This is a genomic window from Roseateles sp. (assembly GCF_019237615.1).
GTDB lineage: Bacteria > Pseudomonadota > Gammaproteobacteria > Burkholderiales > Burkholderiaceae_C > Pelomonas.
This window is the reverse complement of record NZ_JAFAGT010000048.1, coordinates 124015-148012: the sequence shown is the minus strand read 5'-3', so window position 1 is coordinate 148012 and position 23998 is coordinate 124015. Positions and strand designations below refer to the sequence as shown.

Below are 23998 nucleotides of genomic sequence, written 5' to 3'. Positions count from 1 at the left end.
GGCCGCGGCTTCGCGGTCGTCGCCGGCGAGGTGCGCCTGCTCGCGCAGCGCTCGGCCGAGGCCGCGCGCGAGATCAAGAGCCTGATCGGCGCGAGCACCGAGCGCGTCGAGAGCGGCACCGCGCTGGTCCAGAACGCTGGCGCGACGATGACCGAGATCGTCAGCAGCGTGCAGCGCGTGACCGACATCATCGGCGAGATCAGCGCCGCGGCGCGCGAGCAGAGCGAGGGCATCGCCGTCGTCAACGGCTCCGTCGTGCAGCTCGACCAGATGACTCAGCAGAACGCCGCGCTGGTGGAGGAATCCGCCGCCGCGGCCGAGAGCCTGCGCGAACAGTCGGCCCGCATGACCGAGGCCATAGCCGTGTTCAGGCTGGGCGGTTCGGCAGCCCGCGCGCCGGCCGCCAAGGCGCCGGCGATGACGGCAACAAAGCCCAAGCCCATGCCCAAGCCCACGCCAGCCAAGCCGGCCGTCAAGCCCGTCGCAGCGGCAACAATGGCCGTGACCGCGCCCAAGGCCTCGCCCGCTGCCGCGCCGCGGCCCGCGCCCGTGCCGGCACCTGCAGCGACCGCCAACGACGGCGACTGGGAGACCTTCTAAGGTCTGCGGGCTGTACACGACAAGGGCGCCCTTGTCGTTCAGCCCCCGAACACCGGGCTCAGAACTTCAGCGTTCTCACCCCGTCCGCGCCGCCCAGCAGGCAGACCTGCGCTTTGTGGCGCGCGAACACGCCCACCGTGACGACGCCGGGCCATTGGTTGACCTCGGCCTCGAAGGCCAGCGGATCAGTGATGGATAGGCCCGTCACGTCGAGGATGTGACCGCCGTTGTCGGTGACGACGCCCGCACGCAGCTTCGCGTCGCCTCCCAGCTTGGCGAAGCGCCGCGTCAGCTGGGCCGCAGCCATCGGGATGATCTCCACCGGCAGCGGGAACTTGCCCAGCGTGGCGACGAGCTTGGACGCATCGGCGATGCAGACGAAGGTCCGAGCCAGGTCGGCGACGATCTTCTCGCGCGTCAGCGCGGCGCCGCCGCCCTTGACCATGAAGCCCCGGCCATCGATCTCGTCTGCGCCGTCGATGTAGACGGCCAGCTCCGTCACCTCGGCCGCGTCGAGTACGCGGATGCCATGCTTGAGCAGGCGCTGCGTCGAGCGCTCCGAGCTGGACACCGCGCCGGGGATGACCACGCCGCTGCCGGCCAGGGCGTCGATGAAGCAGTCCACCGTGGAGCCGGTGCCGACGCCGAGGACCTGGCCGGCGGGGACGTATTCAAGGGCGGCGCGGCCGACGAGTTGCTTGAGCTGGTCTTGGTTCATATCGGGATTTTCGCGTGGATGCGCCGCTTCAGCCGCGGCGCTTCTGCACTGCCGCAGCCAGCTCGCGCAGCAACGGCTCGGTCTGGGCCCAGCCCAGGCAGGCGTCGGTGATGGACACGCCGGGCTTGAGGTCGGCCCGGGTCTGCCCCGCTGCCAGGTCCTGGCGGCCCGGCTGCAGATGGCTCTCGATCATGACGCCGGTGATGCGCGCGTCGCCGCCGGCGATCTGGCCCGCCACGTCGCGGCCCACATCCACCTGGCGCTCGTACTTCTTGCTGGAGTTGGCGTGCGAGAAGTCGATCATGACCTGCTCGCGCAGGCCCGAGGCCTTCAGCGACTCGCAGGCCGCGCTCACCGAGGCCGCGTCGTAGTTGGGCGCCTTGCCGCCGCGCAGGATGACGTGGCAGTCCTGGTTGCCACGCGTCTCGAAGATGGCGGCGGTGCCCATCTTGGTCATGCCCATGAAGGCATGGGCGCTGCTGGCAGCCAGCACGGCATCGCTGGCGACCTTGACGCCGCCGTCGGTACCGTTCTTGAAGCCCACCGGGCAGGAGAGGCCCGAGGCGAGCTGGCGGTGACTCTGGCTTTCCGTCGTGCGCGCGCCGATGGCGCCCCAGGCGATGAGATCGGAGATGTACTGCGGCGACAGCAGGTCCAGGAACTCGGTGCCGGCCGGCAGGCCCAGGCTGCTGACGTCCAGCAGCAGCTGGCGGGCCAGGCGCAGCCCCTCGTTCATGTGGAAGCTGCCGTCCAGCCGCGGGTCGTTGATATAGCCCTTCCAGCCCACCGTGGTGCGCGGCTTCTCGAAATAGACGCGCATGACGATGAGCAGGTCGCGCTTGAGCTCGTCGCGCGCCGCCTTCAGCAGCCGGGCGTAGTCCATCGCCTGGTCGTGGTCGTGGATGGAGCAGGGACCGACGATGACCAGCAGGCGGTCGTCGCGGCCGTGCAGCACGTTGCTGATCTCCTGGCGCGCCTGCTCGACAAGTTCCAGCGCCGCGTCGGGCACCGGCAATTCCTCGAACAGCAGCGCCGGGCTGATCAGCGCGCGCACCGCGCCGATGCGGGTGTCGTCGGTGCGCGTGATGTCGCGCGTCTCGTCGCGGGAGCCGGCTTCACGGTCGTGGCGGGGGTCGTCCAAAGGTTTCATCACAGGGCTCCAGGCAAGCCCGCCATTGTCACCGCTTGGCCGCCGCCCTGCACGGGCGGGCCCGGGCGACGCCCCTAGAATCCGCGCGTGCGCCGCTGGTTCCGACTCCTGGTCATCGCCCTGCTGCTGCCGGCCTACGGCCTGGCGGCCATTGGCACGCTGCCGTTCGTCGAAGACGACGGAGCCGCGCAATCCCGCACTGGGGCACCGGCCGCCGACGTCACGGTGCTGATCGCGGAACTCGGCGACACGACGGACGACGTGTCCGACCACTGCCTGCCGCATCCGGCGGCCGTCGCGGCACCGCAGCCGCCGGTCGCACCGCCCAGCCTGGGCCGGCGCCTCGCCCTCGACGCCCCGCTCGCGCAGCCCTTGCGCCCGCCCTGCCGGAACGACCGCGCCTGACGCGGGTGCGGCCCGCCCGCGCCTGCCTCTCGCCGTTCCCAGCGCCCCCGCCCTCCGCGGCGAGGGCGGCCCGCATGCGCACCTTTCGGGGCCCCGCCCCCTCCCCTCATGGAAATAGCCCTCCTGCTTGCCCTCATCCTGGTCAACGGCGTCTTCGCGATGTCCGAGATCGGCCTGGTCACCGCCCGCAAGGCGCGGCTGCAACGCCTCATCGACGAGGGCGACGGTAGCGCCGCCCTCGCGCTGCAACTCGGCGCCGACCCGACGCGCTTCCTCTCCACCATCCAGATCGGCATCACGTCCATCGGCGTGCTCAACGGCATCGTCGGCGAGTCCGCCTTGGCCGGCCCGCTTGCCGAGCGGCTGCTGGGCCTGGGCCTGCCCGCTGCCTATGCCAGCGGCACGGCCACGGGCCTGGTCGTCGTCGTCATCACCTATTTCTCCATCGTGCTGGGCGAACTGGTGCCCAAGCGCCTGGGCCAGTCGCACCCGGAGCTGGTGGCCCGCCTGGTGGCCCGGCCCATCTCGGCACTGGCCATCGCCGCCCGGCCCTTCGTCGCGCTGCTGGCGGGATCGACGAACGCGCTGCTGCGCGTGCTGGGCGTGCGCGACCAGGGCGGGTCCGCCGTCACAGAGGAGGAGATCCACGCGCTGCTGGCCGAGGGCACGAGCGCCGGTGTCATCGAATCCCACGAGCACACCATGGTGCGCAACGTGTTCCGCCTCGACGACCGCCAGATCGCATCGCTGATGGTGCCGCGCGCCGACATCGTCTGCCTGGACCTGGACCACGGCATCGATGACAACCTGGCCGTGCTGGCGGCCTCGCACCACGAGCGCTTCCCGGTCGTGCGCGGCGGCCTGGACGACATCGCCGGCGTGGTGAGCGCGCGCCAGATCCTGACGCGCCAGCTGCGCGGCGAGCCGCTGCTGCCCGAGGCCGGGATGGAGGCGCCGCTCTACGTGCCCGAGACGCTAACCGGCATGGAGCTGCTGGAGAACTTCCGCGGCAGCAACGTGCACATGGCCTTCGTCATCGACGAGTACGGCGAGATCCAGGGACTGGTGACGCTGCAGGATCTGGTGGAGGCCATCACCGGCGAGTTCCAGCCGCGCGACCCGGCGCAGGCCTGGGCCGTGCAGCGCGACGACGGCTCATGGCTGCTGGACGGGCATATCCCGGTGCCCGAGCTGAAGGACAGGCTGGCGCTGGACGCCGTGCCCGAGGAGGAGCGCGGCCGCTACCACACGCTCAGCGGCATGATGATGCTGCTGACCGGCCGCCTGCCGCGCGTGGCCGAGACCGTCGACTGGGAGGGTTGGCGCCTCGAGATCGTCGACATGGACGGCAAGACCATAGACAAGGTGCTGGCGACGCGGCTGCAGGAGCCGGCCACCGAGCCGGCCGTCAAGGCGGCGTGACGCGATGGCCGTCCTCCGTTACCCCATCACCGTCCGGCTCTCGGTCGCCGTCGCCGCGCTGCTGCTGTGCGCCTGCGACGGTTATCCCAGCGAAGACACCGTGCCGCCCAACCCCTTCGACATCGGCAACGCGCAGCGGCTGCAGGCGCTGGACGCGCTGGGCGCCAAGGCCTTGCGCGGCGAACGCAGCCGCTTCGCGCTGGACGAGGCGTGCACGCTGCGCGTCGTGCGAAGCGGCGGCCCGCAGCGCGAGCGCTTCGAGCAGGCGCTGGCACCGGGCATGCACGTCGGCATCAGCTTCGACAAGGCCGAGCGCGTCTTCGAGGTCCACCTGCTGTCCGACAGCGGCCCGCACGCCCGGCGCCTGGGTCTGCTGCTGCGCAGTTCGGCCTGGATGCAGGCCGCCCAGGCGGACCTGCTGGTGCAGTTGATGATCCGCGACTGCGCGGGCGTCGCGGCCCTCACCGCCGCGCCGCAGCCGCCACGCACAGGGCCGACAACGCAAAGCCCGCCAGCGCCAACGGCGACAACCGCTCGCCCAGGGTGATGAAGCCCATGAACGCCGACACGCCGGGGATCAGGAAGAACAGGCTTGCCACCTGCCCCGCCTGGCCGCGGCGGATCATGACGAACATCAGGCTGAAGGCGGCGATGGAGTTGACCAGGCCCAGCCACAGCCAGGCACCGACCAGTTCCGGCGTCCAGTCGACCACGAAATGCTCGCTGGGCCCCGCTACCAGTCCGACAGCCAGCGCGGACAAGGCCATCTGGATGCCGGCGCCGCTGCGCAGGTCCATGTGGGCGCAGTAGCGCTTCTGGTACAGCGTGCCGGCGACGAGGCCCAGCAGGCCCAGGCCGGCCGCCGCATAGGCGGGCCAGGCACCGCCCAGCGGCTTGTCCATTACCACCCAGGCCACGCCCACCAGGCCGCCCAGCAGGCCCAGGGCCTGGCGCAGGTTCAGTCGCTCGGCCAGCCAAAGGTGCGCACCCAGGGCGGTGGCCAGCGGCATCAGGCCGATCAGCAGCCCGGCCACGCCGGCGCTCAGCCCCCACTGCAGCGCGAAGTAGATGCAGGAGAAGTGCAGCACCTGCATGAGCAGGGCCACGATGGCCAGATGCCCCCAGGCCCGCGCGCGGTGCGGCCAGGGGGCGCCGGTGGCCAGCGCGACGGCGATCAGCACGGCGGCGGCGAGGCCGAAGCGCAGCGTCAACAACATCAGCGGCCCGGTATGCGGCAACGCCAGCTTGCCGGCCACGTAACCGCTGCTCCACAGCAGGATGAAGAGCAGCGGCAGGCTGGACGCGGCGACCGCGGCTAGCAGCCGCTCAAGCGGGCCGGGCGGGAACGAACGGGCCGGCAGGCCGGGCGTCAACGTGGACATGGCGCAACTCCTTGAAGAGGCAGGACGCGACTCTAGGAATCAACATTGCAGGACACAATCCAGCAAAAAGCATATTTAGAGTTTCCAAACGGAGCACAGTCATGGGGCGCCTCGAAGACCTGCAAGCCTTTGCCCGCGTCGTCGACGCCCGCGGTTTCTCGGGCGCGGCGCGGCTGCTGGGCACGACGAAGTCCGCCGTCAGCAAGCAGGTCGTGCGGCTGGAAGACCAGCTCGGCGCGCGACTGCTGCACCGCACCACGCGCAGCGTCAGCCCCACGGCAGAGGGGCGCGCCGTCTACGAGCGGGCCATACGGCTGCTCGACGAGTCGCTGGCGCTGGAGACCGAGCTGGCCGGCCGCCGCGACGAGCCGCGCGGCGTGCTGCGCATGTCGGTGTCCACGGCCTTTGGCAACCTGCAGTTCACGGCGCTGCTGGCCGAGTTCTGCGCGCGCCATCCGCAGCTGGACGTCGTGCTGGGCCTGAACGACCGCTACGTGGACCTGGCCGAGGAAGGTTTCGACGTGGTGCTCCGGCTGACGCGCAAGCCCTCCGACGGGCTGGTGGCGCGGCGGCTGGCGGCCATACGCTTCGTGCTCTGCGCGGCACCGGCCTATCTCGCGGCCCACGGCGAGCCGCAGACGGTGGCCGACATCGCCGGCCACCGCTGCCTGCGCTTTGGCTACCTACAGTCGCCCGACCGCTGGCGCTTTCACCACGCGGGGCTGGGCGAGGCCGACGTGCAGACCGGCGGAACGCTGCGCTTCGAGAGCGGCATCACGGCCAACAGCAGCGAGTCGCTGCGCGTGGCGGCGCTGGCCGGCATGGGCTTGGCTGTGCTGCCCACCTACGCCATAGGCGCCGACCTGCGCGCCGGCCGGCTGCGTGCGCTGCTGCCCGGCTGGCAGCCGGTGGGCGGCCTGGCCGACGCCGACACGCTCTACGCCGTCTACCTGCCCAGCCGCCACCCGGCACCCAAGGTGCGGGCGCTGATCGACTTCATGCTGGAGAAGATGGGTGAGGTGCCGCCCTGGGACCGCGAAGAGACAATGCCGGCATGCCCCTGATCCCCTACGCCCTCGCCCGCCCCTTCCTGTTCGGCCTGGACGCCGAGCACGCCCATGAACTGACGCTGGACGGCATCGCCCGACTGCAGAACACGCCTGCTCAATGGCTGTGGTGCGGTGAACGCGTCAGCGCCCCGGTGACGATCGCCGGCCTGCGCTTTCCCAACCGCATCGGCCTTGCTGCCGGCCTGGACAAGAACGGCCGCTGCATCGACGGCCTGGGCGCCATGGGCTTCGGCTTCATCGAGGTGGGCACCGTGACGCCCAAAGGCCAGCCCGGCAACGACAAGCCGCGGATGTTCCGCCTGCCCGAGGCCCAGGCGCTGATCAACCGCCTGGGCTTCAACAACGAAGGACTGCAGAGCTTCGTCACCAACGTGAAGCGTGCGCGCAGCTTCCGCCAGGCCGGCGGCATCCTGGGCCTGAACATCGGCAAGAACGCCGCGACGCCCATTGAAAACGCGGCCGACGACTACCTGCTGGGCCTGGAGGGTGTGCACCCACATGCCGACTACATCACCGTCAACATCTCCAGCCCCAACACCAAAAACCTGCGCGCGCTGCAGAGCGACGCGGCGCTGGACGCACTGCTGGGCGCGCTGCAGAGCGCCAAGCAGCGGCTCGACTTGCAGAGCGGCCGGCGCGTGCCGATGTTCGTGAAGATCGCGCCGGACCTGGAGGAGGACCAGGTTGCCGTCATCGCGCGCACGCTGACGGCCAACGGCATTGACGGTGTCATCGCCACCAACACCACCATCGCCCGCGACAAGGTGCAGGGGCTGGCGCACGCGGGCGAGACGGGCGGCCTGTCCGGTGCCCCGGTCTTCGAGGCCAGCAACCACGTCATCCGGCTGCTGCGTGCCGCGCTGCCGGCGGGCTACCCCATCATCGGCGTCGGTGGCGTGATGAGCGGCGCCGACGCGCGCGCAAAGATTCAGGCCGGCGCGGACCTTGTGCAGGTCTACACCGGCCTCATCTACAAGGGCCCGGGCCTGGTCGTCGAATGCGCGAAGGCCCTCGCCCAACACTGAGATCCGCCATGCGCCTCGCCGCCCTCGCCTTCTGCATCGCGCTGCTGGCCGGCTGTGCCACGCCCGACCGCGATGCACGATTGCAGCCGGGCAGCAGCCGCGAGGCCGACATCGTGGCGCTCTACGGCGCGCCGGTGCGGGTCTGGCCCGAGGCCGACGGCGGGCGCACGCTGGAGTACTCCAGCCAGCCCATGGGCAGGCACGCGTACATGGTGCGCCTGGGCGCCGATGGCCGGCTGCAGGGCGTCGTTGACGGCCTCTCGCCCGCCGGACAAGCACGCATCGAGCCGGGCATGACGCCCGAGCAGGTCAGCCGCCTGCTGGGCCACGAACGCACGCGCGTGTTCTTCCGCAACAGCGGCGAGGACGTCTGGGACTGGACCGTCGAGCCCGACCAGGTGGGCTACGGCCTGCGCTTCAACGTCCACTTCAAGGATGGCGTGGTCGTGCGCATGACGCACAGCATGGTGTTCCCGAGCCGGCGCTTCCCGGGTTTCGACGACTAGGTCCCCATCGAGGGATGAATTAGCCTTCGCCCCTCATCAGGGAGAAGACATGAGATTCATTGCACAGGCCGGTGCGCTGCTGGCCCTGCTTTCGTCCTTCGTCGCCAGCGCCCAGGCGCCCCGGCTACCCATTGAGGCCTTCGTGCAGCCCCCGATGTTCTCGGAGCCGCGGATGTCGCCCGACCTGAGCAAGATCGCGGTGCTGGTGAACCGCCCTGGCGAGCGGACCCAGCTCGCGATGGTTGACCTGAGCGACAACAACAGCACGCGGATGGTGGCAGCCGTGAGCACGCGCGATGTCGTCAGCGCCCACTGGATGACGCCCACGCGGCTGGTCTTCCACGTAGGACAGACGAACCAGCTGCGCGACGAGCCCATCACCAACGGGCTCTGGCTGCTTGATGTTCCCAGCGGCGAAGTCAGGCAGCTCATCGACGATCAGTTCAACCAGCGGCCGGGGCGGTCGGATTCGCCCATCAAGAGGGAAGGCGACCGCTTGCTGCCCTGGGAATGGAGTGTCGTTCGGGTACTGGACGACGGCAGCGAGGATGTGATGGTGCAGCGCATCCAGTGGGATGCCACCGGCGAGATCGACAACTTTGTGCTGGCTCGGCTGAACACGCGCACCGGCAAACTCAGGCTCGAAACCGAGAACGTTCCTGCACGCGTCCGCCACTGGTCCGTCGACCGCAACGGCAAGGCCTATGCGTGCATCACCTACGACGGCCCCAATTTCGGTGTCCACCTCTTCGACCAGGACACCAAGTCCTGGAAGCGATGGCTCACCGGTCGGCGCAACATCGACGAATGGCCCTTCCCGCTGGCCCGGCTGACGGGTGGCGATCTCCTTGTCAGCGCCTATGACAAAGGCAGTCCGAACGACAACATCCGTGTCGTGCGACGCCTCAAGACGACCGAACTCGGTGGCGGAGACACGCTCATCAGCATCCCCGGCTACGACTGGGACGGTGCAGCCATCCTGGATCCCAAGAGCAACCGGCTGCTGGGCTTGACCTACGAAGCCGATGCGGCCGACACGGCCTGGTTCGACCGCGACATGAAGGCGCTGCAAGGCGAGATCGACAAGAAGCTGCCGAACACCATCAATCGCATCCAATGCAACGACTGCCGCAACGACAACCGCATGCTCGTGCTGGCGCGCTCGGACCGGCAGCCGGAGGTCGTCTACCTCTACGATCGCAACGACGCGAGCCTCAAGATCCTGTTCCGCTCGCAGCCGACGATCAACCCGGCCGACATGGCACCTCGCGAGGTGCTGCGCATCACTGCGCGAGACGGCCTGTCGATACCGATCCAGCTCACCAAGCCGCTGGGCGCCAGTGGACCTCGCCCCGCCGTCGTGCTGGTGCATGGCGGACCGAGCACGCGAGGCAATCACTGGTTCTGGGAAGGGCAGGCCCAGTTGCTCGCGAATCGGGGCTATCTGGTCATCGAGCCCGAGTTCCGCGGCAGCACCGGCTACGGCGCGCCCCACGAGAACCGCGGTCGCAAGCAATGGGGCCAGGCGATGCAGGCCGATCTGGCGGACGCCGCCAAGTGGGCAGTCGAGAAAGGCTTGGCGGACCCGAAGCGCATTTGCATCGCCGGTGCCAGCTATGGTGGCTATGCCACCCTGATGGGTCTGATCCGCGACCCGGACATCTTCGCCTGCGGCTTCCAATGGGCCGGCGTCACCGGGTTGGAGTTCCTCTACAGCCGCAGCGGCACGGACATCGGCGACCTCTACAAGAGTTATGACCTGCCATTGCTGGTTGGTGATCCGGTCAGCGACGCGAAGATGTTGGCCGATAACTCGCCCATCAACTTGGCTGCAAAGCTGAAGCGCCCGCTGCTGATGGCTTACGGCGTCGAAGACACGCGTGTCGCCATCGGCCAAGGCCTGGGCATGAAGAAAGCCCTGGAAGCGGCGGGCTACCAGGGCCTGGAGTGGATCGTCTATCCCAACGAGGGCCATGGCTGGCGCTCGCTGGAGACGAACGTGGACTTCTGGGGACGCGTGGAGCGCTTCCTGGAGCGCCACATCGGCGGCGCTGCGCCCAAGCCCTGATCAGGCCTCGCGGCGGCGGCGCGAGACGACGAAGCCGATGACGCCGAGGCTGGCGACGCACCGCATGGTGTTCCCGAGCCGTCGCTCCCCGGGCTTCGACGACTAGGCCCCCATCGAGGGATGAATTAGCCTTCGCCCCTCATCAGGGAGAAGACATGAAATTCATCGCACAGGCCGGCGCGCTGCTGGCACTGCTTTCGTCCCTCGTCGCCAGCGCCCAGGCGCCCAGGTTGCCCATCGGGGCCTTCTTCAGCCCGCCGATGTTCGAGCAGGCTGTGCTGTCACCCGATCAGAGTCGCGTTGCGGTGCTCGTCAATCGTCCCGGCGAGCGCACCAAGCTGGCCCTGGCGCGGCTGGATGACGACAGCCCCACCGACGTCGTGGCCGCAGTGGACCGGCTCGACATCGCGAGCGTCCACTGGCTCAGCCCGACCCGCCTGGTCTTCCAGGCCGGGCAGCGGCACGAGCGGCGCGATACGCCGATCTCCGTGGGCCTGTGGGTGCTGGACGTGCCCAGTGGCGAGGTGAAGCAGCTGATCTCGACTCGCTTCAACATCAACCCCGGCCAGGCCCAGACCGGTTCGCGCGTGAAGGAGGCGGTGGACAAACTGCTGCCCTGGACCTGGCGCCTGCTGCGAGCGCTGGACGATGGAAGCGAAGACGTCATCGTCCAGCGCTACACCTGGGACGAAGGCGGCGAATTCAGCCATGAGGTACTGGGGCGTCTCAGCACCCGCACCGGCAAGGTGACGCTGATCACCGAGAACGTGCCCCACCGGGTGGCGCAATGGCTGGTGGACCGCAAGGGCCAGCCCCAGGCCTGCATCACCCAGGAGGGCGCCAGCTACGGCGTCCACCTGTTCGATGAGGACACCAAGCGCTGGAAGCTCTGGCGCTCGGGACGTCGCGGCATCGACATCATGCCCGCTCCCCTGGCACGGTTGCCCGGCGGCGACCTGGTGGTCGCGGACCACGACGCTGCCGAATCCGGTGGCGACATCCGCATTGTCCAGCGCCAAAGCGCCACCGGCGAGAAGCGCCAGACGCTGTTGAGCATCCCAGGTTACGACTGGAACGGCGAACTCGTGCTCGACCGCGAAGGCAGCCGGTTGCTGGGGCTGCGCTACGAGGCCGATGCGGCCGACACCGCCTGGTTCGATCGCGGCATGAAAGCCCTGCAAGCGGAGGTCGACAAACTGCTACCGGTCACGGTCAATCACCTCAGCTGCAGCGACTGCCTGACGGACAAGCGCGTGCTGGTCCGTGCCCTCTCGGACCGCCAACCCGTGATCATCTACGTCTATGACCGCGAAAGCCGCAACCTGAAGACGCTGTTCCGCTCCCGCCCGGGGCTGAACGCCGCCGACATGGCGTCGCGCGAGGTGCTGCGCTTGAAGACACGCGACGGGCTGGACATGCCCGTGCAACTGACCAAGCCCCTGGGCCCGCCGGGCGCACGACCTGCGGTCGTGCTGGTGCACGGCGGCCCCTGGGTGCGCGGCAACCACTGGTACTGGGACGAGATGGCGCAGTTTCTCGCGAACCGCGGCTATCTCGTCATCGAGCCCGAGTTTCGTGGCAGCGCTGGCTATGGCCGGCGCCACGAAAACCTCGGTCGCCGTCAATGGGGCCAGGCCATGCAGGCCGACCTCGCCGACGCAGCGAAATGGGCCGTCGACAAGGGGTTGGCGGACGGCAAGCGTATCTGCATCGCCGGTGCGAGCTACGGCGGCTATGCCACCCTGATGGGCCTTGCGCGCAACCCGGAGCTGTTCCGCTGCGGATTCGAGTGGGTAGGTGTCACCGACCCGGCCTCCATGTTCCTGCGCAGCCGCACCGACATCGAGAGCATGTGGGCGGAGAACGATCTCAAGCTGCTGATCGGCGACCCTCGGGAAGACGCTGAAATGCTGGCCGCCAATGCACCCGTCAAGCTGGCCGCCCAGATCAAGCAGCCACTGCTGATGGCCTATGGCGCCGAGGACCGGCGCGTCGAGATCCAGCAAGGCCTCGACATGAAAAAGGCCCTGGAAGTGGCGGGCTACCAGGGCCTGGAGTGGGTCGTCTACGCCAACGAGAGCCATGGCTGGCGCTCGCTGGAGACCAACGTGGACTTCTGGGGACGCGTGGAGCGCTTCCTGGAGCGCCACATCGGCGGCGCTGCGCCCAAGCCCTGATCAGGCCTCGCGGCGGCGGCGCGAGACGACGAAGCCGATGACGCCGAGGCCGGCGCCCAACAGGGCGTAGGTCTCGGGCTCCGGCACCGGCGCGGCTGCGGCCGCCGAGTTGATGGAATACGCCGCCGCGCCGGACGCGAGGCCGAAGACGGCGTAGTAGTAGTTGCCGGCAGCCAGCGACACGGTATGCACCGTCGGCGCACCACCGAAGTTCCAGGCGCCGAAGCCGATGTCATCGGCCGTGCCGAGCACGCCGTCCGCCCCCACCGCGAACAGGCTGTAGGTGCCTGCGCCTACGGCGCCCAGCGAACTCACGCTGCTCGCAACGTCCGACTGCACGGCGAGCGAGAAGGAAAAGGTATCAAAAATGACCCCGCCGGCCGTGAGGCCGAGGGCGCTCTCGAGCAGATCGTGCTGCCCCCAGTCCGTGCTGGCAGCGTGGCTGCTCAGTGCGGTCAATGCCACCACTGAGGCGGCGGCGATGGATTTCAACTTCATTGCGTAGCTCCTGACTTGACGGTCAAGCACAACCGCCGAAATTCATTCTGCGACGCAGCGAAGTCTCCAAGAACCTGGCGACACCCTTCGGCCTAGGGAGGGTTGCCGCCCGTCTTGTTGCGGCATGTAAATAGACCGCTAGCAACTGTCAGTTGTGCGCCCAGTCGCGGCTTGCTGACACGTTTTTCGAGCGCATCCTTCTTCAATCGACCGCGAGCCTGACGACCTTCTGCAGGCCGTCGACGGCCTTGCCCTTGCGCGCACGCTTGGCCGCGTGGGCTGCGAGCGACTGGTTCTTCAGCACTTCCTCGCGCGGCTTGCCGCCGCGGCCGCTGCCGAGCACGCGCAGCTGGGTCGTGAAGCATGCGATGGACGCGACGCTGTCCTTGGCCTCCAGGTCCATCAGCATCAGGCCCTTGCCGCCCTTGGGCTGGTGCTTGAGCTCGTCCAGCGCGAAGCCCAGCAGACGACCCTGAGCGCTCAGCACGCCCAGCTGCAGGGCCACGGCATCGCCCGGCACCAGGGCCAGCAACGGCGCTTCGCCATCGTCCAGCGCGAGGAACGTCTTGCCGGCCTTCTGGCGGCCCACCAGGTCGCCGATCTGGGCGATCAGCCCGTAGCCCGTCGAGCCCGCCATGACCAGGCGCTGCGTCGTCGCGCCAGCCACGTAATGCGCGATCTGCGTACCGCTTTCCAGCTCGATCATGGTCGTGATGGGCTGGCCGTCACCGCGCCCGCCCGGCAGCGTCGAGACGGGCACCGAATACACGCGGCCATTGCCGCCGACGACGATCAGCGGATCGACGCTGCGGCAGCGAAACGCCCCCCACAGCACGTCGCCGGCCTTGAAGGTCTGTGCGGCGACGTCCACCTCGTGGCCCTTCAACGCCCTCACCCAGCCCTTCTGGCTGACGATGACAGTGACCGGCTCGTCGACGATCTTGACCTCGGCGACGACGCGCTTCTCGGCCTGGATCAGCGTGCGGCGGTCGTCGCCGTACTGCTTGGCATCGGCCTCGATCTCCTTGATGACGGTGCGGCGCAGCGTCGCGGCGGAGCCGAGGATGTCCTCCAGCCTGGCGCGCTCGTCGCGCAGCTTGGACAGCTCCTGTTCGATCTTGATGGCCTCCAGCCGCGCCAGCTGGCGCAGGCGGATCTCGAGGATGTCCTCGGCCTGGCGGTCGCTCAGGTTGAAGCGCGCGATCAGCGCCGCCTTGGGCTCGTCCGACTCGCGGATGATGCGGATCACCTCGTCGATGTTCAGCAGCACCAGCTGCCGACCTTCCAGCACATGGATGCGGTCGTTGACATGCTGCAGCCGGTGCTCGGTGCGGCGGCGCACCGTGGTCTGCCGGAAGCCGATCCACTCGGTCAGCATCTGGCGCAGGCTCTTCTGCGTGGGCCGGCCATCGTCGCCGATCATGGTCAGGTTGACCGACGCGCTGCTCTCCAGGCTGGTGTGGGCCAGCAGCGTATTGATGAGATCCTGCTGCTCGACGGTGCGGCTCTTGGGCTCGAAGACGATGCGCACGGCGGCGTCCTTGCTGGACTCGTCTCGCACACCGTCCAGCACCGTCAGCAGGCTGGCCTTGAGCTGCAACTGCTCGGCGGTCAGCGTCTTCTTGCCGGCCTTGACCTTGGGGTTGGACAGCTCCTCGATCTCCTCCAGCACCTTCTGCGCGCTGGTGCCATGCGGCAGCTCGGTGACGACCAGCTGCCACTGGCCGCGGGCCAGGTCCTCGATCTTCCAGCGCGCGCGCAGCTTGAGGCTGCCGCGGCCCGACAGGTAGGCCGCGCGAATGTCCTCCGGCGCGCTGATGAGCTGGCCGCCGCCGGGGAAGTCGGGGCCGGGCAGCAGCTCGAACAGCGCGTCATCGGCGAGCTGGTCGTCCTTCAGCAGCGCGACGGCGGCGGCGGCCACCTCGCGCAGGTTGTGGCTGGGGATCTCGGTCGCCAGGCCCACGGCGATGCCGCTGGCGCCGTTGAGAAGCACCATGGGCAGGCGCGCCGGCAGCTCGACGGGCTCCTGCTGCGTGCCGTCGTAGTTGAGGCGGAAATCCACCGTGCCTTCGTCGATCTCGTCCAGCAGCAGGCGGGCGATGGGGGCCAGCCGCGCTTCCGTGTAGCGCATCGCCGCGGCGCCGTCGCCATCGCGGCTGCCGAAGTTGCCGTGCCCGTCGATCAGCGGGTAGCGCAGCGAGAAGTCCTGGGCCATGCGCACCAGCGCGTCGTAGACCGACTGGTCGCCATGCGGGTGGAAGTTGCCCAGCACATCGCCCACCACCTTGGCGCCCTTGACGGGCTTGGCGCCAGAGCTGCCGCTCCAGCCCAGGCCCAGGCGCTGCATCGAGTACAGGATGCGGCGCTGTACGGGCTTCTGGCCGTCCGCATAGCTGGGCAGCGCACGGCCCTTGACGACGCTGAGCGCGTATTCGAGATAGGCCTGCTGGGCGTAGGCGGCCAGCGTCAGCGCGTTGTCGTCGCCCTCGGTCGGGGCGGTGAAGTCGATGGTGGTCTGGGAACTCATGGATGCAAGGTCAAGCGCTGCGCGCGGGCCGGCTGGCTCTGCTGCAGCAGGGCCCAGTACAACTCGAGAACGAGATGCACGTGGGCCTGGGTTTCTTCGATGTCGGGCACGCGGTTGCCGGCGCGGCGCACGGCGCCCTCGCCGGCATTCCAGGCCGCTAGCGCGGCGTCGACGCGGCCGAAGCGGCGCATCAGGTCGGCCAGCATGCGTGCGCCGGTGTGGATGTTGATGCGCGGCTCGATGAGCCGCGCGGCGTCGGCCGGCGTCGCGTAGCGTGTGGCAGCCTCGGGCGTGATCTGCATCAGGCCCAGCGCGCCGCGCGGCGACACGGCGCCGCGCTGGTAGCCGGACTCCACCGCAATGACGGCCTTCAGCAGTTCGGCGTCCACGCCATGCCGGGCGGCGGCCTCGCGCACCCAGGGCTGCACGGCCTTGACCTCGGGGGCGATGTCCAGCCAGGTCAGCATATGGGCGCCGGCGTCGGTCTTGCCGGGCACGCGCAACGGGCCGGCGCTGCCAAGCACGGGGGCGTAGCGCGCGTCGAGCTGGCGCGGCGCGAAATGGGCCACGCCGCTCGCATCGACATAGCCCCAGAGGTCGGCATGGGCCGGCCCGGCGAGAGCGAGCAACAGCCCGGCGAGGCGCTTCATGCCGCCTCCATCCCGAGCGCGACGCGCGCCTGGTACTCGCGGTCCAGCAGCGACATGACGATCAGCGAGTCGTAGCCGTCGGCGCCATCTATGGTCACGCGCACGCTCTCGCGCAGCCGGCCTTCCTCGACAAAGCCTTCGCTGCGATACAGCTCGAAGGCCCGCGTGTTCAGCGACTTCACGTCCAGCCAGAAGCGGTGCGCCTTGAGTTGCGTGAACGCCATGACCTTGAGCTGACGCACTGCCGCCCGCCCCAGGCCCCGGCCCTTGTGCTGCAGCACCAGGCGCTTCAGCTCTACCGAGCCGTTGGGGTTGCGGCAGCCCTGCAGGATGACGAAGCCGATGCGCTCAAGCGCATCGCCCTCCTCGACCACGAAATGGCGCGAGTCAGGGAAACGGATGGCACCCTCGTGCTGCGGGCGCTCCCAGGGCGTGATGAAGGGCAGGTTGGCACCGTCGCGCTCGACAGAGACCACCCAGTCGAGGTCGGACAGCATGGTCGGACGCAGCCTCAGGTTCATGCGCCCTCGAAGCCTGTCAGCACGGCGACGACATTGCGGCCGATGGCCTCGGTCGCGTAGCCACCTTCCTGGATGAACAGCGTCGGCGCACCAAAGGCGGCCAGGCGCCGGCCCATGCGGCGGAACTCGGGCTCGTCCAGCCTGAAGTGGGAGATCGGGTCGCCGCCATAGGTATCGACGCCCAGCGACACGATGAGCAGTTCGGGTCGGTAGGCCGCCAGCCTGGCCAGCGCCTGCTCCAGCGCGGCGAACCAGTCGTCGTTGGCGACGCCCACCGGCAGCGGGAAGTTGGCGTTGCAGCCCATACCCGCGCCGCCCCCGGTCTCGTCGGCATGGCCGAGGAAGAACGGGAACTCGGTCCGCGGGTCACCGTGGATGCTGGCGTAGAAGACGTCAGCGCGGTCATAGAAGATGGCCTGGGTGCCATTGCCATGGTGGTAGTCCACGTCCAGGATGGCGATACGCGCCAGGCCGGTGTCGCGCGCCGCCTGGGCGGCGACCGCCGCGTTGTTGATGAAGCAGTAGCCGCCGTAGAAATCGGCGCCGGCGTGGTGGCCGGGCGGGCGCGTCAGCACATAGGCCGCGCGCTGGCCGGCCAGCACGAGGTCCAGCCCCGTCAGCGAGGCCTGGGCGCCGGCTTGGGCCGCGGCCCAGCTGCCAGCGGTCAACGGCGTGCCGCTGTCCATGGAATACAGGCCCATGCGGGCCGCGAAGCTCGCCGGCTCCACGTCGCTGCGCAGCGAGCGCACCGGCCACACGGCCGGGAAGGCATCACCCTCGCCGCCCAGCGCCCGCCATTCGGCATGGGCGCCCTCGACGAAGCGCAGGTAGCGGGCCGCATGCACGCGCTCCAGCGGCGCCCGGCCATGATCCACCGGCGCCAGCACCTCGCCCAGGCCGGTCGTCTTCAGTTCCTGCAGGATGTAGTCGGCCCGCGCCGGGACCTCGAACGCCGGCACGAGGCGGCCGCGGAAGAACTCATGCGTCGCCGCATGGGCCGCGTGGCCGGCGTTGTAGACGGTCTGCATCAGACGTCGATCTCCACGGCGTCGCCGTGCAACTCCATCAGCTCTCGGCGCGACGCGGCCTCGCCCTTGCCCATCAGCTTGTTGAACGCCTCCACCGTCGCGGAGAAGTCCAGCTGACCGTATTCGACTCGCGACAGGCGCCGCGTGTCGGGGTTCAGCGTCGTGTCCCACAGCTGCTCGGCGTTCATCTCGCCCAGGCCCTTGAAGCGGCTGATGCTCCACGAGCCCTCGCGGGCACCTTCCTTGCGCAGCTTGTCCAGTGTCGCGGTCAGCTCGCCGTCGTCCAGTGCATAGAGCTTGGCGGCCGGCTTCTTGCCACGCGCCGGCGCATCCACACGGTACAGCGGTGGGCGCGCAACGAAGACATGGCCGGTCTCGACCAGCTTGGGGAAATGGCGGAAGAACAGCGTCAGCAGCAGCACCTGGATGTGCGAGCCGTCCACGTCGGCGTCGGACAGGATGCAGACCTTGCCGTAGCGCAGGCCGGAAAGGTCGGGGCTGTCGTTGGGGCCATGCGGGTCCACGCCCAACGCGACAGAAATGTCGTGGATCTCGTTGTTCTTGAACAGCAGGTCTCGCTCGACCTCCCAGGCGTTCAGCACCTTGCCTCGCAGCGGCAGGATGGCCTGCGTCTCCTTGTCGCGGCCCATCTTGGCGCTGCCGCCGGCCGAGTCGCCCTCAACGAGGAAGACCTCGTTCAGCGTCAGGTCGCGGCTCTCGCAGTCGGTCAGCTTGCCTGGCAGCACGGCCACGCCGCTGCCCTTGCGCTTTTCCACCTTCTGGCTGGCGCGCTGGCGCGTCTGCGCCTGCTTGATGACCAGCTCGGCCAGCTTCTTGCCATGCTCCACATGGTGGTTGAGCCACAGCTCCAGCGCCGGCTTCACGTAGGTCGACACCAGCCGCAGTGCGTCGCGCGAGTTCAGCCTCTCCTTGGTCTGGCCCTGGAACTGCGGGTCCAGCACCTTCGCGGACAGCACGAAGCTGGCGCGCGAGAACACGTCGTCGGGCATCAGCTTGACGCCCTTGGGCAGCAGCGAATGCATCTCGATGAAGCCCTTGACGGCACCGAACAGGCCGTCCTTCAGCCCCGATTCGTGCGTGCCGCCGGCCACCGTCGGGATCAGGTTCACATAGCTCTCGCGCAGCGGCGCGCCGTCCTCGGTGAAGGCGACGCACCAGGCGGCGCCCTCGCCCTCGGCGAAGTTCTCGCTCTCGCCGGCCGTGGCGAAGCCTTCGCCCTCGAACAGCGGGATCAGTGGGTCGGCGTTCAGCGACTGCGCAAGGTAGTCGCGCAGGCCGGCCTTGTAGAGCCAGGTCGTCGTCTCGCCGGTCTTCTCCAGCTTCAGCGTGACGGTGACACCCGGCATCAGCACGGCCTTGGAGCGCAGCAGGTGCACCAGCTCGTGGCGCGGCAGCTCCGTGCTCTCGAAATACTTGGCCTCGGGCCAGACGCGCACGGTAGTGCCCTGCCTGCGGTCACCGCTGGCGGCAGGCCGCGTGGCGACCGGCTGGACGACGTCGCCATGCTCGAAGGCGATGCCGGCGACCTGCTTGTCGCGCCAGACCGCCACTTCCAGCCGCTTGGCCAGCGCATTGGTCACGCTGACACCCACGCCATGCAGGCCGCCCGAGAAGCTGTAGGCCCCCCCCGAGCCCTTGTCGAACTTGCCGCCGGCATGCAGCCGGGTGTAGACGATCTCGATGACCGACACGCCCTCTTCCGGGTGCAGACCGAACGGAATGCCGCGGCCGTCGTCGGCCACGGAGATGGAGCCGTCGACGTGCAGCACCACGTCGATGCGCTTTCCGTGACCGGCCAGCGCCTCGTCGGCGGCGTTGTCGATCACCTCCTGGATGCAGTGCAGCGGGTTGTCGGTGCGGGTGTACATGCCTGGCCGCTGCTTGACGGGCTCCAGGCCCTTCAGGACGCGGATAGAGGCTTCGCCGTAGGCGGCGGGTGACGTGGCGGGAGAGGTGGACGGACGGCTGGACATAGGAGCGGAATTCTAAGAAGGCGGTCGGGCTAGGATTCGCGGCCCCCGAAGACCGAGTTCCCGCGCTTGAGATTCCTGATTGCCTGCCTGCTGTTGACCTGTATTTTTTCACAGGCCCAGACCTCCCCTCCTCCGCAACAGCCCTACCAGGCCAGCGCCCCGCTGTCCTGGGAGCTGAAGAACGCCCGCTGGTTCGACGGCCACCGGATCCAGCGCGGCAACCTCTATGTCGAGCACGGCGTATTCGTCGCCAAGAAGCCGGCCAAGGTCAACCGCAAGATGGACTTGCGCGGTCAGCAGGTGCTCATCAACCCGCTGGCCGAGGCCCACAACCACAACCTGCAGACCGCCTGGGGCTGGGGCCAGTACGCTGACCGGTACATCGACGAGGGCGTGTTCTACGCAGCCATGCTGTGCGGAGACCCGGCCGGCGTCGCCGACGTGCGCCCGCTGGCTGCCGCGCCGGCGGCGCCCGAAGTCAGCTTCATCACCGCCTGCATCACCTCGCCCGACGGCTATCCGCTAGCCGCCGTGCTGCCGCAGGCCAGCGCCGAGGCCGCCACGGCGCAGGACCAGATCGTCCTCGTCGACAGCCCCGAGCAGGCACGCGCCCAATGGCCGGCCATCAAGGCGCGCGGCGGCAGCTGGCTACGCATCGTGCTGGCGCACAGCGAGCGGCCCGAGCTGCGCCAGCAGCCAGCGCTGTTCGGCCACCTCGGCCTGCGGCCGGACACGGCCAGCGAGCTGACCCGGCTGGCCCATGCCGACAACCTGCGCGTCGTCGCCCATGTCGAGACTGCAGCCGACTTCGACGCGGCGCTGGCGGCCGGCGTCGATGCCATTGCCCACCTGCCCGGCTATGCCAACACGGCCGACGAGGCGCCCGAGCACTTCGCCATCAGCGAGGCCGCGGCGGCCCAGGCAGCGCGCCAGCACACCGCCGTCATCACGACGACGGCCGCGACCGCGCTCTTCAAGCTGGACCCCGCGCCTCTGGCCGCGATGCGCGAGGTCCAGCGCGCCAATCTGGCGCGGCTGCAGGCGGCGGGCGCGCAGCTGCTGGTCGGCTCGGACGTCTTCATCGGCACGGCGCGCGCGGAGCTGCATGCGCTGGACTCGCTGGGCCTGGACCGCGCGATGCTGCTGCGCCTGGCCACGCAGGACACGCCGCGCGCCCTGTTCCCCGGCCGCCGCCTGGGCTGCTTCCAGCCCGGCTGCGAGGCCAGCTTCCTGCTGCTGGGCGGTGACCCGCTGGCCGACCTGGCCCAGGTCGACATGCCGCTGCTGCGCGTCAAGCAGGGCCGGCTGCTGACCCGGCTGGCGGACGTCGCCGCCTCCAGTTCGCAAGCCAGCGCCTCCACCGTCGACACGCCCAAGCCGGCGCTCAAGAAGGTGGGCAAGCCCAAGGCCCAAAGCAAGCCGTCGAGCAAGGCCAAGCGGCGCTGATTAAAGTGCCGGGATGAATTCCCCCCGCCCCACGTCCAGCGGACTGTCCGTCCAGCAAGTGCTGCTCTGCGGCGCCCTCATCGTCACGATGTCCATGGGCATACGCCACGGCTTCGGCTTCTGGCTGCAGCCCATCATCACGGAGCGCGGCTGGACGCGCGAGACCTTCTCCTTCGCGATGGCAGTGCAAAACCTGGCCTGGGGTGCTGCCGGCCCCATCGCCGGCATGCTGGCCGACCGCTTCGGCGCCTGGAAGGTGCTGGTGGCCGGCGGCCTGATGTATGCGCTGGGCCTGCTGCTGATGGCGGTGTCGGCAGACCCACTGAGCTTCACGCTCAGCGCCGGCGTGCTGATCGGCATCGCCCAGTCGGGCTCGACCTATGCCGTCATCTACGGCGTGCTGGGCCGCACCGTGTCGCCCGAGAGGCGCTCCTGGGCCTTCGGCGTCGCTGCGGCGGCCGGCTCCCTCGGCCAGTTCGTCATGATCCCGGTCGAGACCTGGCTGATCAGCCACCTCGGCTGGCAGGGCGCGCTGTACCTGCTGGCGGGCACGGCCCTGCTCATCGTGCCGCTGGCGCTGGGCATACGCGAGCGCCGGACTGCGGGCGCGGCGGCCGGCCACCAGAGCATCGGCCAGGCCCTGCGCGAGGCCTTCGGCTACCGCAGCTTCCAGTTGCTGATGCTGGGCTATTTCGTCTGCGGCTTCCAGGTCGTCTTCATCGGCGTGCACCTGCCCAGCTACCTGAAGGACCATGGCCTGGGCATCGGCGTGTCCACCGGCGCACTGATGCTGATCGGCCTGTTCAACATCTTTGGCACCTATGCGGCCGGCTTGCTGGGTCAGCGCTTCCCCAAGCGCTACCTGCTGTCGGCCATCTACGGCCTGCGCGCAGTGGCCATCGTCATCTTCATCTCGGTGCCGCTGACGCCGCTGAGCGTCTACCTCTTCGCGGCCGTCATCGGCTTCCTGTGGTTGTCCACCGTGCCGCCGACCAACGCCGTCGTCGTGCAGATCTTCGGTGCCCAACACCTGTCCATGCTGGGCGGCTTCGTGTTCCTGAGCCACCAGATCGGCAGCTTCCTGGGTGTCTGGCTGGGCGGCAAGCTCTATGACGCCACCGGCAGCTACGACGTCGTCTGGTGGCTGGCCGTCGCCTTGGGGCTGATGGCCATGCTGGCCAATCTGCCGGTCCGCGAGACGCCCATCCTGCGCTCCGCGCAGGCACAGCCGGCATGAAGCCGCGCCGCTGGATCCTGCCTGTCCTGGTCGTCGCCATCCTGGTGGCGACCCTGCTGGCCTACCGGCATCCGGCGGTCATGATCCAGCTCAGCGAGCAGATCTGGGCCTGCTTCGGATGACGGGCACGCCCTCGGCCTGGCTGCGGCGCTTTGCGCCAACCCCGCCCGGCACGGCGCTCGACCTCGCCTGCGGCTCGGGCCGCAACCTCGTCTGGCTGGCCGGCGCCGGCTGGCGTACGACGGGCGTCGACCGCGACGCCGCCGCCACGGCGCCGTTGCGCGAGCACGCCGAGATCATCGATGCCGACCTCGAGAACGCCGCCTGGCCATTGGCCGCCCGCCAGTTCGACCTCGTCGTCGTCTGCAACTACCTGTGGCGCCCGCTGTTCGACACCGTCAAGGCGGCCGTCAAGCCAGGTGGCTGGCTGATCTGGGAAACCTTCGCCGACGGCCAGCAGACCATAGGCCGGCCGTCACGGCCGGACTTCCTGCTGCGGCGCGGCGAACTGCTGCGTGTCTGCCACGACTGGCACGTCGTGGCTTACGAAGACCTGTTCGAGGACGGCGTCAACCCGCGCTTCGTGCAACGCGTTGCGGCGATTCGGCCTCCGCCGGCGGCCTAAAATCGCCCGACTCACTCAGACCTTTCCACCATGAAGCCCATCCTCGGCAGCATCGTCGCCCTCGTCACGCCCATGAACGAGGACGGCAGCATCGACTACCCGGCCTTGCGCCGCCTGATCGACTGGCATGTCGAGGAAGGCACGGCCTGCGTCGGCGTCGTCGGCACCACCGGCGAATCGCCCACGGTCAGCATGGAGGAGAACCGCGAAATCATCCGCGTCGCCGTCGAACATGCCAAGGGCCGCATCCCCGTACTGGCCGGCACCGGCGCCAACTCCACGGCAGAGGCTATCGAGCTGAGCCGCTACGCCAAGTCGGTCGGCGCGGACTGCACGCTGTCCGTCGTGCCCTACTACAACAAGCCCTCTCAAGAAGGCATCTACCAGCACTTCAAGGCCATCGCCGAGGCCGTGGACATCCCCATGATGCTCTACAACGTGCCCGGGCGGACCGTTGCGGACATGGCGCCCGAAACCGCGCTGCGCTGCGCCACGCTGCCGGGCGTCTTCGGCATCAAGGAGGCCTCCGGCAACATCGAGCGCGCGGCCCAGCTCATCAAGCATGCGCCCGAGGGCTTCCACATCTATTCCGGCGACGACGGCACCGCGATCGCGCTGATGCTGCTGGGAGGCCATGGCAACGTCAGCGTGACGGCCAACGTCGCGCCGCGCCAGATGGCCGAGCTGTGCCGCCTGGCCATCGCGGGCAACGCCGTCGAGGCCCGCAAGGTCCACCTCAAGCTGCTGGGCCTGCACAAGCAGCTGTTCTGCGAACCCAGCCCCGGCCCGGCCAAGTGGGCCTTGTCGCGCTTGGGCCGCTGTGGTGCCGCACTGCGCCTGCCCATCACGCCGCTGACGGCCGCCGGCCAGGCCAGCGTCGGTCAGGCCATGGTCGAGGCGGGTCTGCTCTAATGCGCGGCTGCGCCGGTTTCAGCCGGCGCCCTAGTTC

At 69.2% G+C, this 23998-nt stretch carries 23 protein-coding genes; 14 read left to right on the top strand and 9 right to left on the bottom strand.

Annotation, left to right across the window (positions count from 1 at the left end):
* The coding region (locus JOY88_RS09045) for a methyl-accepting chemotaxis protein (protein ID WP_293501934.1) at positions 1–600 on the top strand (600 nt) is incomplete at its 5' end.
* 58 nt (positions 601–658) lie between these two features.
* Here the strand turns inward: JOY88_RS09045 and rpiA are convergent.
* Together rpiA and JOY88_RS09035 are read right to left on the bottom strand one after the other, a co-directional pair.
* Positions 659–1318, bottom strand: a complete 660-nt coding sequence (rpiA, locus tag JOY88_RS09040; RefSeq protein ID WP_293501933.1) for a ribose-5-phosphate isomerase RpiA — start codon at positions 1316–1318, stop codon at positions 659–661.
* A 28-nt stretch (positions 1319–1346) separates the two neighbouring features.
* Positions 1347–2468 (bottom strand): 3-deoxy-7-phosphoheptulonate synthase, encoded by a 1122-nt coding sequence (locus tag JOY88_RS09035; RefSeq protein ID WP_293501932.1) that lies wholly within the window; start codon positions 2466–2468, stop codon positions 1347–1349.
* 87 nt (positions 2469–2555) lie between these two features.
* Here JOY88_RS09035 and JOY88_RS09030 point away from each other — a divergent pair, with 87 nt between their 5' ends.
* From JOY88_RS09030 to JOY88_RS09020, 3 genes are all read left to right on the top strand, one after another.
* Entirely contained in the window at positions 2556–2873 is a 318-nt protein-coding gene (locus JOY88_RS09030) for a hypothetical protein (RefSeq protein WP_293501931.1), read from the top strand.
* A 108-nt stretch (positions 2874–2981) separates the two neighbouring features.
* Entirely contained in the window at positions 2982–4295 is a 1314-nt protein-coding gene (locus JOY88_RS09025; RefSeq protein WP_293501930.1) for a hemolysin family protein, read from the top strand.
* 4 nt (positions 4296–4299) lie between these two features.
* Positions 4300–4842: a hypothetical protein gene (locus tag JOY88_RS09020; RefSeq protein WP_293501929.1), complete on the top strand. Its 543-nt coding sequence runs from the start codon at positions 4300–4302 to the stop codon at positions 4840–4842.
* Here JOY88_RS09020 and JOY88_RS09015 read toward each other — a convergent pair.
* Entirely contained in the window at positions 4757–5677 is a 921-nt protein-coding gene (locus JOY88_RS09015) for a DMT family transporter (protein ID WP_293501928.1), read from the bottom strand. The two genes, JOY88_RS09020 and JOY88_RS09015, sit on opposite strands and share 86 nt — an antisense overlap.
* A 101-nt stretch (positions 5678–5778) precedes the next feature.
* Between JOY88_RS09015 and JOY88_RS09010 the strand changes: the two genes are divergently transcribed.
* From JOY88_RS09010 to JOY88_RS08990, 5 genes are all read left to right on the top strand, one after another.
* Complete coding sequence (locus JOY88_RS09010; RefSeq protein WP_293501927.1) at positions 5779–6741, top strand: LysR family transcriptional regulator; 963 nt, start codon at positions 5779–5781, stop codon at positions 6739–6741.
* Positions 6732–7772 carry a quinone-dependent dihydroorotate dehydrogenase gene (locus JOY88_RS09005; protein ID WP_293501926.1) on the top strand — a complete coding sequence of 347 codons (1041 nt, stop codon included), beginning with the start codon at positions 6732–6734 and terminating at the stop codon, positions 7770–7772. Before JOY88_RS09010 ends, JOY88_RS09005 begins: the two co-directional genes overlap by 10 nt.
* An 8-nt stretch (positions 7773–7780) precedes the next feature.
* On the top strand, positions 7781–8278 hold the full coding sequence (locus JOY88_RS09000) for an outer membrane protein assembly factor BamE (RefSeq protein WP_293501925.1): 498 nt from the start codon (positions 7781–7783) through the stop codon (positions 8276–8278).
* Between the two features lie 49 nt (positions 8279–8327).
* On the top strand, positions 8328–10346 hold the full coding sequence (locus JOY88_RS08995; protein ID WP_293501924.1) for an alpha/beta hydrolase family protein: 2019 nt from the start codon (positions 8328–8330) through the stop codon (positions 10344–10346).
* Between the two features lie 155 nt (positions 10347–10501).
* Complete coding sequence (locus tag JOY88_RS08990; protein WP_293501923.1) at positions 10502–12523, top strand: alpha/beta hydrolase family protein; 2022 nt, start codon at positions 10502–10504, stop codon at positions 12521–12523.
* Here JOY88_RS08990 and JOY88_RS08985 read toward each other — a convergent pair whose 3' ends face one another.
* The 6 genes from JOY88_RS08985 to JOY88_RS08960 form a co-directional block, all read right to left on the bottom strand.
* The gene (locus tag JOY88_RS08985; RefSeq protein ID WP_293501922.1) at positions 12524–13015 is read right to left on the bottom strand and encodes an FxDxF family PEP-CTERM protein; all 492 of its coding nucleotides are present in this window, start codon (positions 13013–13015) and stop codon (positions 12524–12526) included.
* Positions 13016–13223: 208 nt separating this feature from the next.
* Positions 13224–15548 (bottom strand): DNA topoisomerase IV subunit A, encoded by a 2325-nt coding sequence (parC, locus tag JOY88_RS08980; protein ID WP_293501921.1) that lies wholly within the window; start codon positions 15546–15548, stop codon positions 13224–13226.
* On the bottom strand, positions 15545–16198 hold the full coding sequence (locus JOY88_RS08975; RefSeq protein ID WP_293501920.1) for a lytic transglycosylase domain-containing protein: 654 nt from the start codon (positions 16196–16198) through the stop codon (positions 15545–15547). The genes parC and JOY88_RS08975 overlap by 4 nt, the downstream gene beginning before the upstream one ends.
* Positions 16195–16719, bottom strand: a complete 525-nt coding sequence (locus JOY88_RS08970) for a GNAT family N-acetyltransferase (RefSeq protein ID WP_293501919.1) — start codon at positions 16717–16719, stop codon at positions 16195–16197. Before JOY88_RS08970 ends, JOY88_RS08975 begins: the two co-directional genes overlap by 4 nt.
* Positions 16716–17747 carry a histone deacetylase family protein gene (locus JOY88_RS08965; RefSeq protein ID WP_293501918.1) on the bottom strand — a complete coding sequence of 344 codons (1032 nt, stop codon included), beginning with the start codon at positions 17745–17747 and terminating at the stop codon, positions 16716–16718. The genes JOY88_RS08970 and JOY88_RS08965 overlap by 4 nt, the downstream gene beginning before the upstream one ends.
* Entirely contained in the window at positions 17747–19741 is a 1995-nt protein-coding gene (locus tag JOY88_RS08960; RefSeq protein WP_293501917.1) for a DNA topoisomerase IV subunit B, read from the bottom strand. Before JOY88_RS08960 ends, JOY88_RS08965 begins: the two co-directional genes overlap by 1 nt.
* A 66-nt stretch (positions 19742–19807) precedes the next feature.
* On the opposite strand from JOY88_RS08960, the gene JOY88_RS08955 reads away from it, so the two are divergent.
* Genes JOY88_RS08955 through dapA form a run of 5 tightly spaced genes read left to right on the top strand, consistent with a single transcriptional unit; the run spans position 19808 to position 23961 of the window.
* On the top strand, positions 19808–21187 hold the full coding sequence (locus JOY88_RS08955; protein WP_293501916.1) for an amidohydrolase family protein: 1380 nt from the start codon (positions 19808–19810) through the stop codon (positions 21185–21187).
* 13 nt (positions 21188–21200) lie between these two features.
* Positions 21201–22424 (top strand): MFS transporter, encoded by a 1224-nt coding sequence (locus JOY88_RS08950; RefSeq protein ID WP_293501915.1) that lies wholly within the window; start codon positions 21201–21203, stop codon positions 22422–22424.
* Entirely contained in the window at positions 22421–22546 is a 126-nt protein-coding gene (locus JOY88_RS08945; protein ID WP_293501914.1) for a hypothetical protein, read from the top strand. Before JOY88_RS08950 ends, JOY88_RS08945 begins: the two co-directional genes overlap by 4 nt.
* Positions 22543–23049 carry a class I SAM-dependent methyltransferase gene (locus tag JOY88_RS08940; RefSeq protein WP_293501913.1) on the top strand — a complete coding sequence of 169 codons (507 nt, stop codon included), beginning with the start codon at positions 22543–22545 and terminating at the stop codon, positions 23047–23049. Before JOY88_RS08945 ends, JOY88_RS08940 begins: the two co-directional genes overlap by 4 nt.
* Positions 23050–23079: 30 nt before the next feature.
* On the top strand, positions 23080–23961 hold the full coding sequence (gene dapA / locus JOY88_RS08935) for a 4-hydroxy-tetrahydrodipicolinate synthase (RefSeq protein ID WP_293501912.1): 882 nt from the start codon (positions 23080–23082) through the stop codon (positions 23959–23961).
* The last annotated feature ends 37 nt before the right edge of the window (positions 23962–23998 follow it).

Coding starts and splice junctions, on each gene's coding strand:
- rpiA (WP_293501933.1), bottom strand. CDS start 1,318: ATGAACCAAGACCAGCTCAAGCAACTCGTCGGCCGCGCCGCCCTTGAA.
- JOY88_RS09035 (WP_293501932.1), bottom strand. CDS start 2,468: ATGAAACCTTTGGACGACCCCCGCCACGACCGTGAAGCCGGCTCCCGC.
- JOY88_RS09025 (WP_293501930.1), top strand. CDS start 2,982: ATGGAAATAGCCCTCCTGCTTGCCCTCATCCTGGTCAACGGCGTCTTC.
- JOY88_RS09020 (WP_293501929.1), top strand. CDS start 4,300: ATGGCCGTCCTCCGTTACCCCATCACCGTCCGGCTCTCGGTCGCCGTC.
- JOY88_RS09015 (WP_293501928.1), bottom strand. CDS start 5,677: ATGTCCACGTTGACGCCCGGCCTGCCGGCCCGTTCGTTCCCGCCCGGC.
- JOY88_RS09010 (WP_293501927.1), top strand. CDS start 5,779: ATGGGGCGCCTCGAAGACCTGCAAGCCTTTGCCCGCGTCGTCGACGCC.
- JOY88_RS09005 (WP_293501926.1), top strand. CDS start 6,732: ATGCCCCTGATCCCCTACGCCCTCGCCCGCCCCTTCCTGTTCGGCCTG.
- JOY88_RS09000 (WP_293501925.1), top strand. CDS start 7,781: ATGCGCCTCGCCGCCCTCGCCTTCTGCATCGCGCTGCTGGCCGGCTGT.
- JOY88_RS08995 (WP_293501924.1), top strand. CDS start 8,328: ATGAGATTCATTGCACAGGCCGGTGCGCTGCTGGCCCTGCTTTCGTCC.
- JOY88_RS08990 (WP_293501923.1), top strand. CDS start 10,502: ATGAAATTCATCGCACAGGCCGGCGCGCTGCTGGCACTGCTTTCGTCC.
- parC (WP_293501921.1), bottom strand. CDS start 15,548: ATGAGTTCCCAGACCACCATCGACTTCACCGCCCCGACCGAGGGCGAC.
- JOY88_RS08975 (WP_293501920.1), bottom strand. CDS start 16,198: ATGAAGCGCCTCGCCGGGCTGTTGCTCGCTCTCGCCGGGCCGGCCCAT.
- JOY88_RS08970 (WP_293501919.1), bottom strand. CDS start 16,719: ATGAACCTGAGGCTGCGTCCGACCATGCTGTCCGACCTCGACTGGGTG.
- JOY88_RS08965 (WP_293501918.1), bottom strand. CDS start 17,747: ATGCAGACCGTCTACAACGCCGGCCACGCGGCCCATGCGGCGACGCAT.
- JOY88_RS08960 (WP_293501917.1), bottom strand. CDS start 19,741: ATGTCCAGCCGTCCGTCCACCTCTCCCGCCACGTCACCCGCCGCCTAC.
- JOY88_RS08950 (WP_293501915.1), top strand. CDS start 21,201: ATGAATTCCCCCCGCCCCACGTCCAGCGGACTGTCCGTCCAGCAAGTG.
- JOY88_RS08945 (WP_293501914.1), top strand. CDS start 22,421: ATGAAGCCGCGCCGCTGGATCCTGCCTGTCCTGGTCGTCGCCATCCTG.
- JOY88_RS08940 (WP_293501913.1), top strand. CDS start 22,543: ATGACGGGCACGCCCTCGGCCTGGCTGCGGCGCTTTGCGCCAACCCCG.
- dapA (WP_293501912.1), top strand. CDS start 23,080: ATGAAGCCCATCCTCGGCAGCATCGTCGCCCTCGTCACGCCCATGAAC.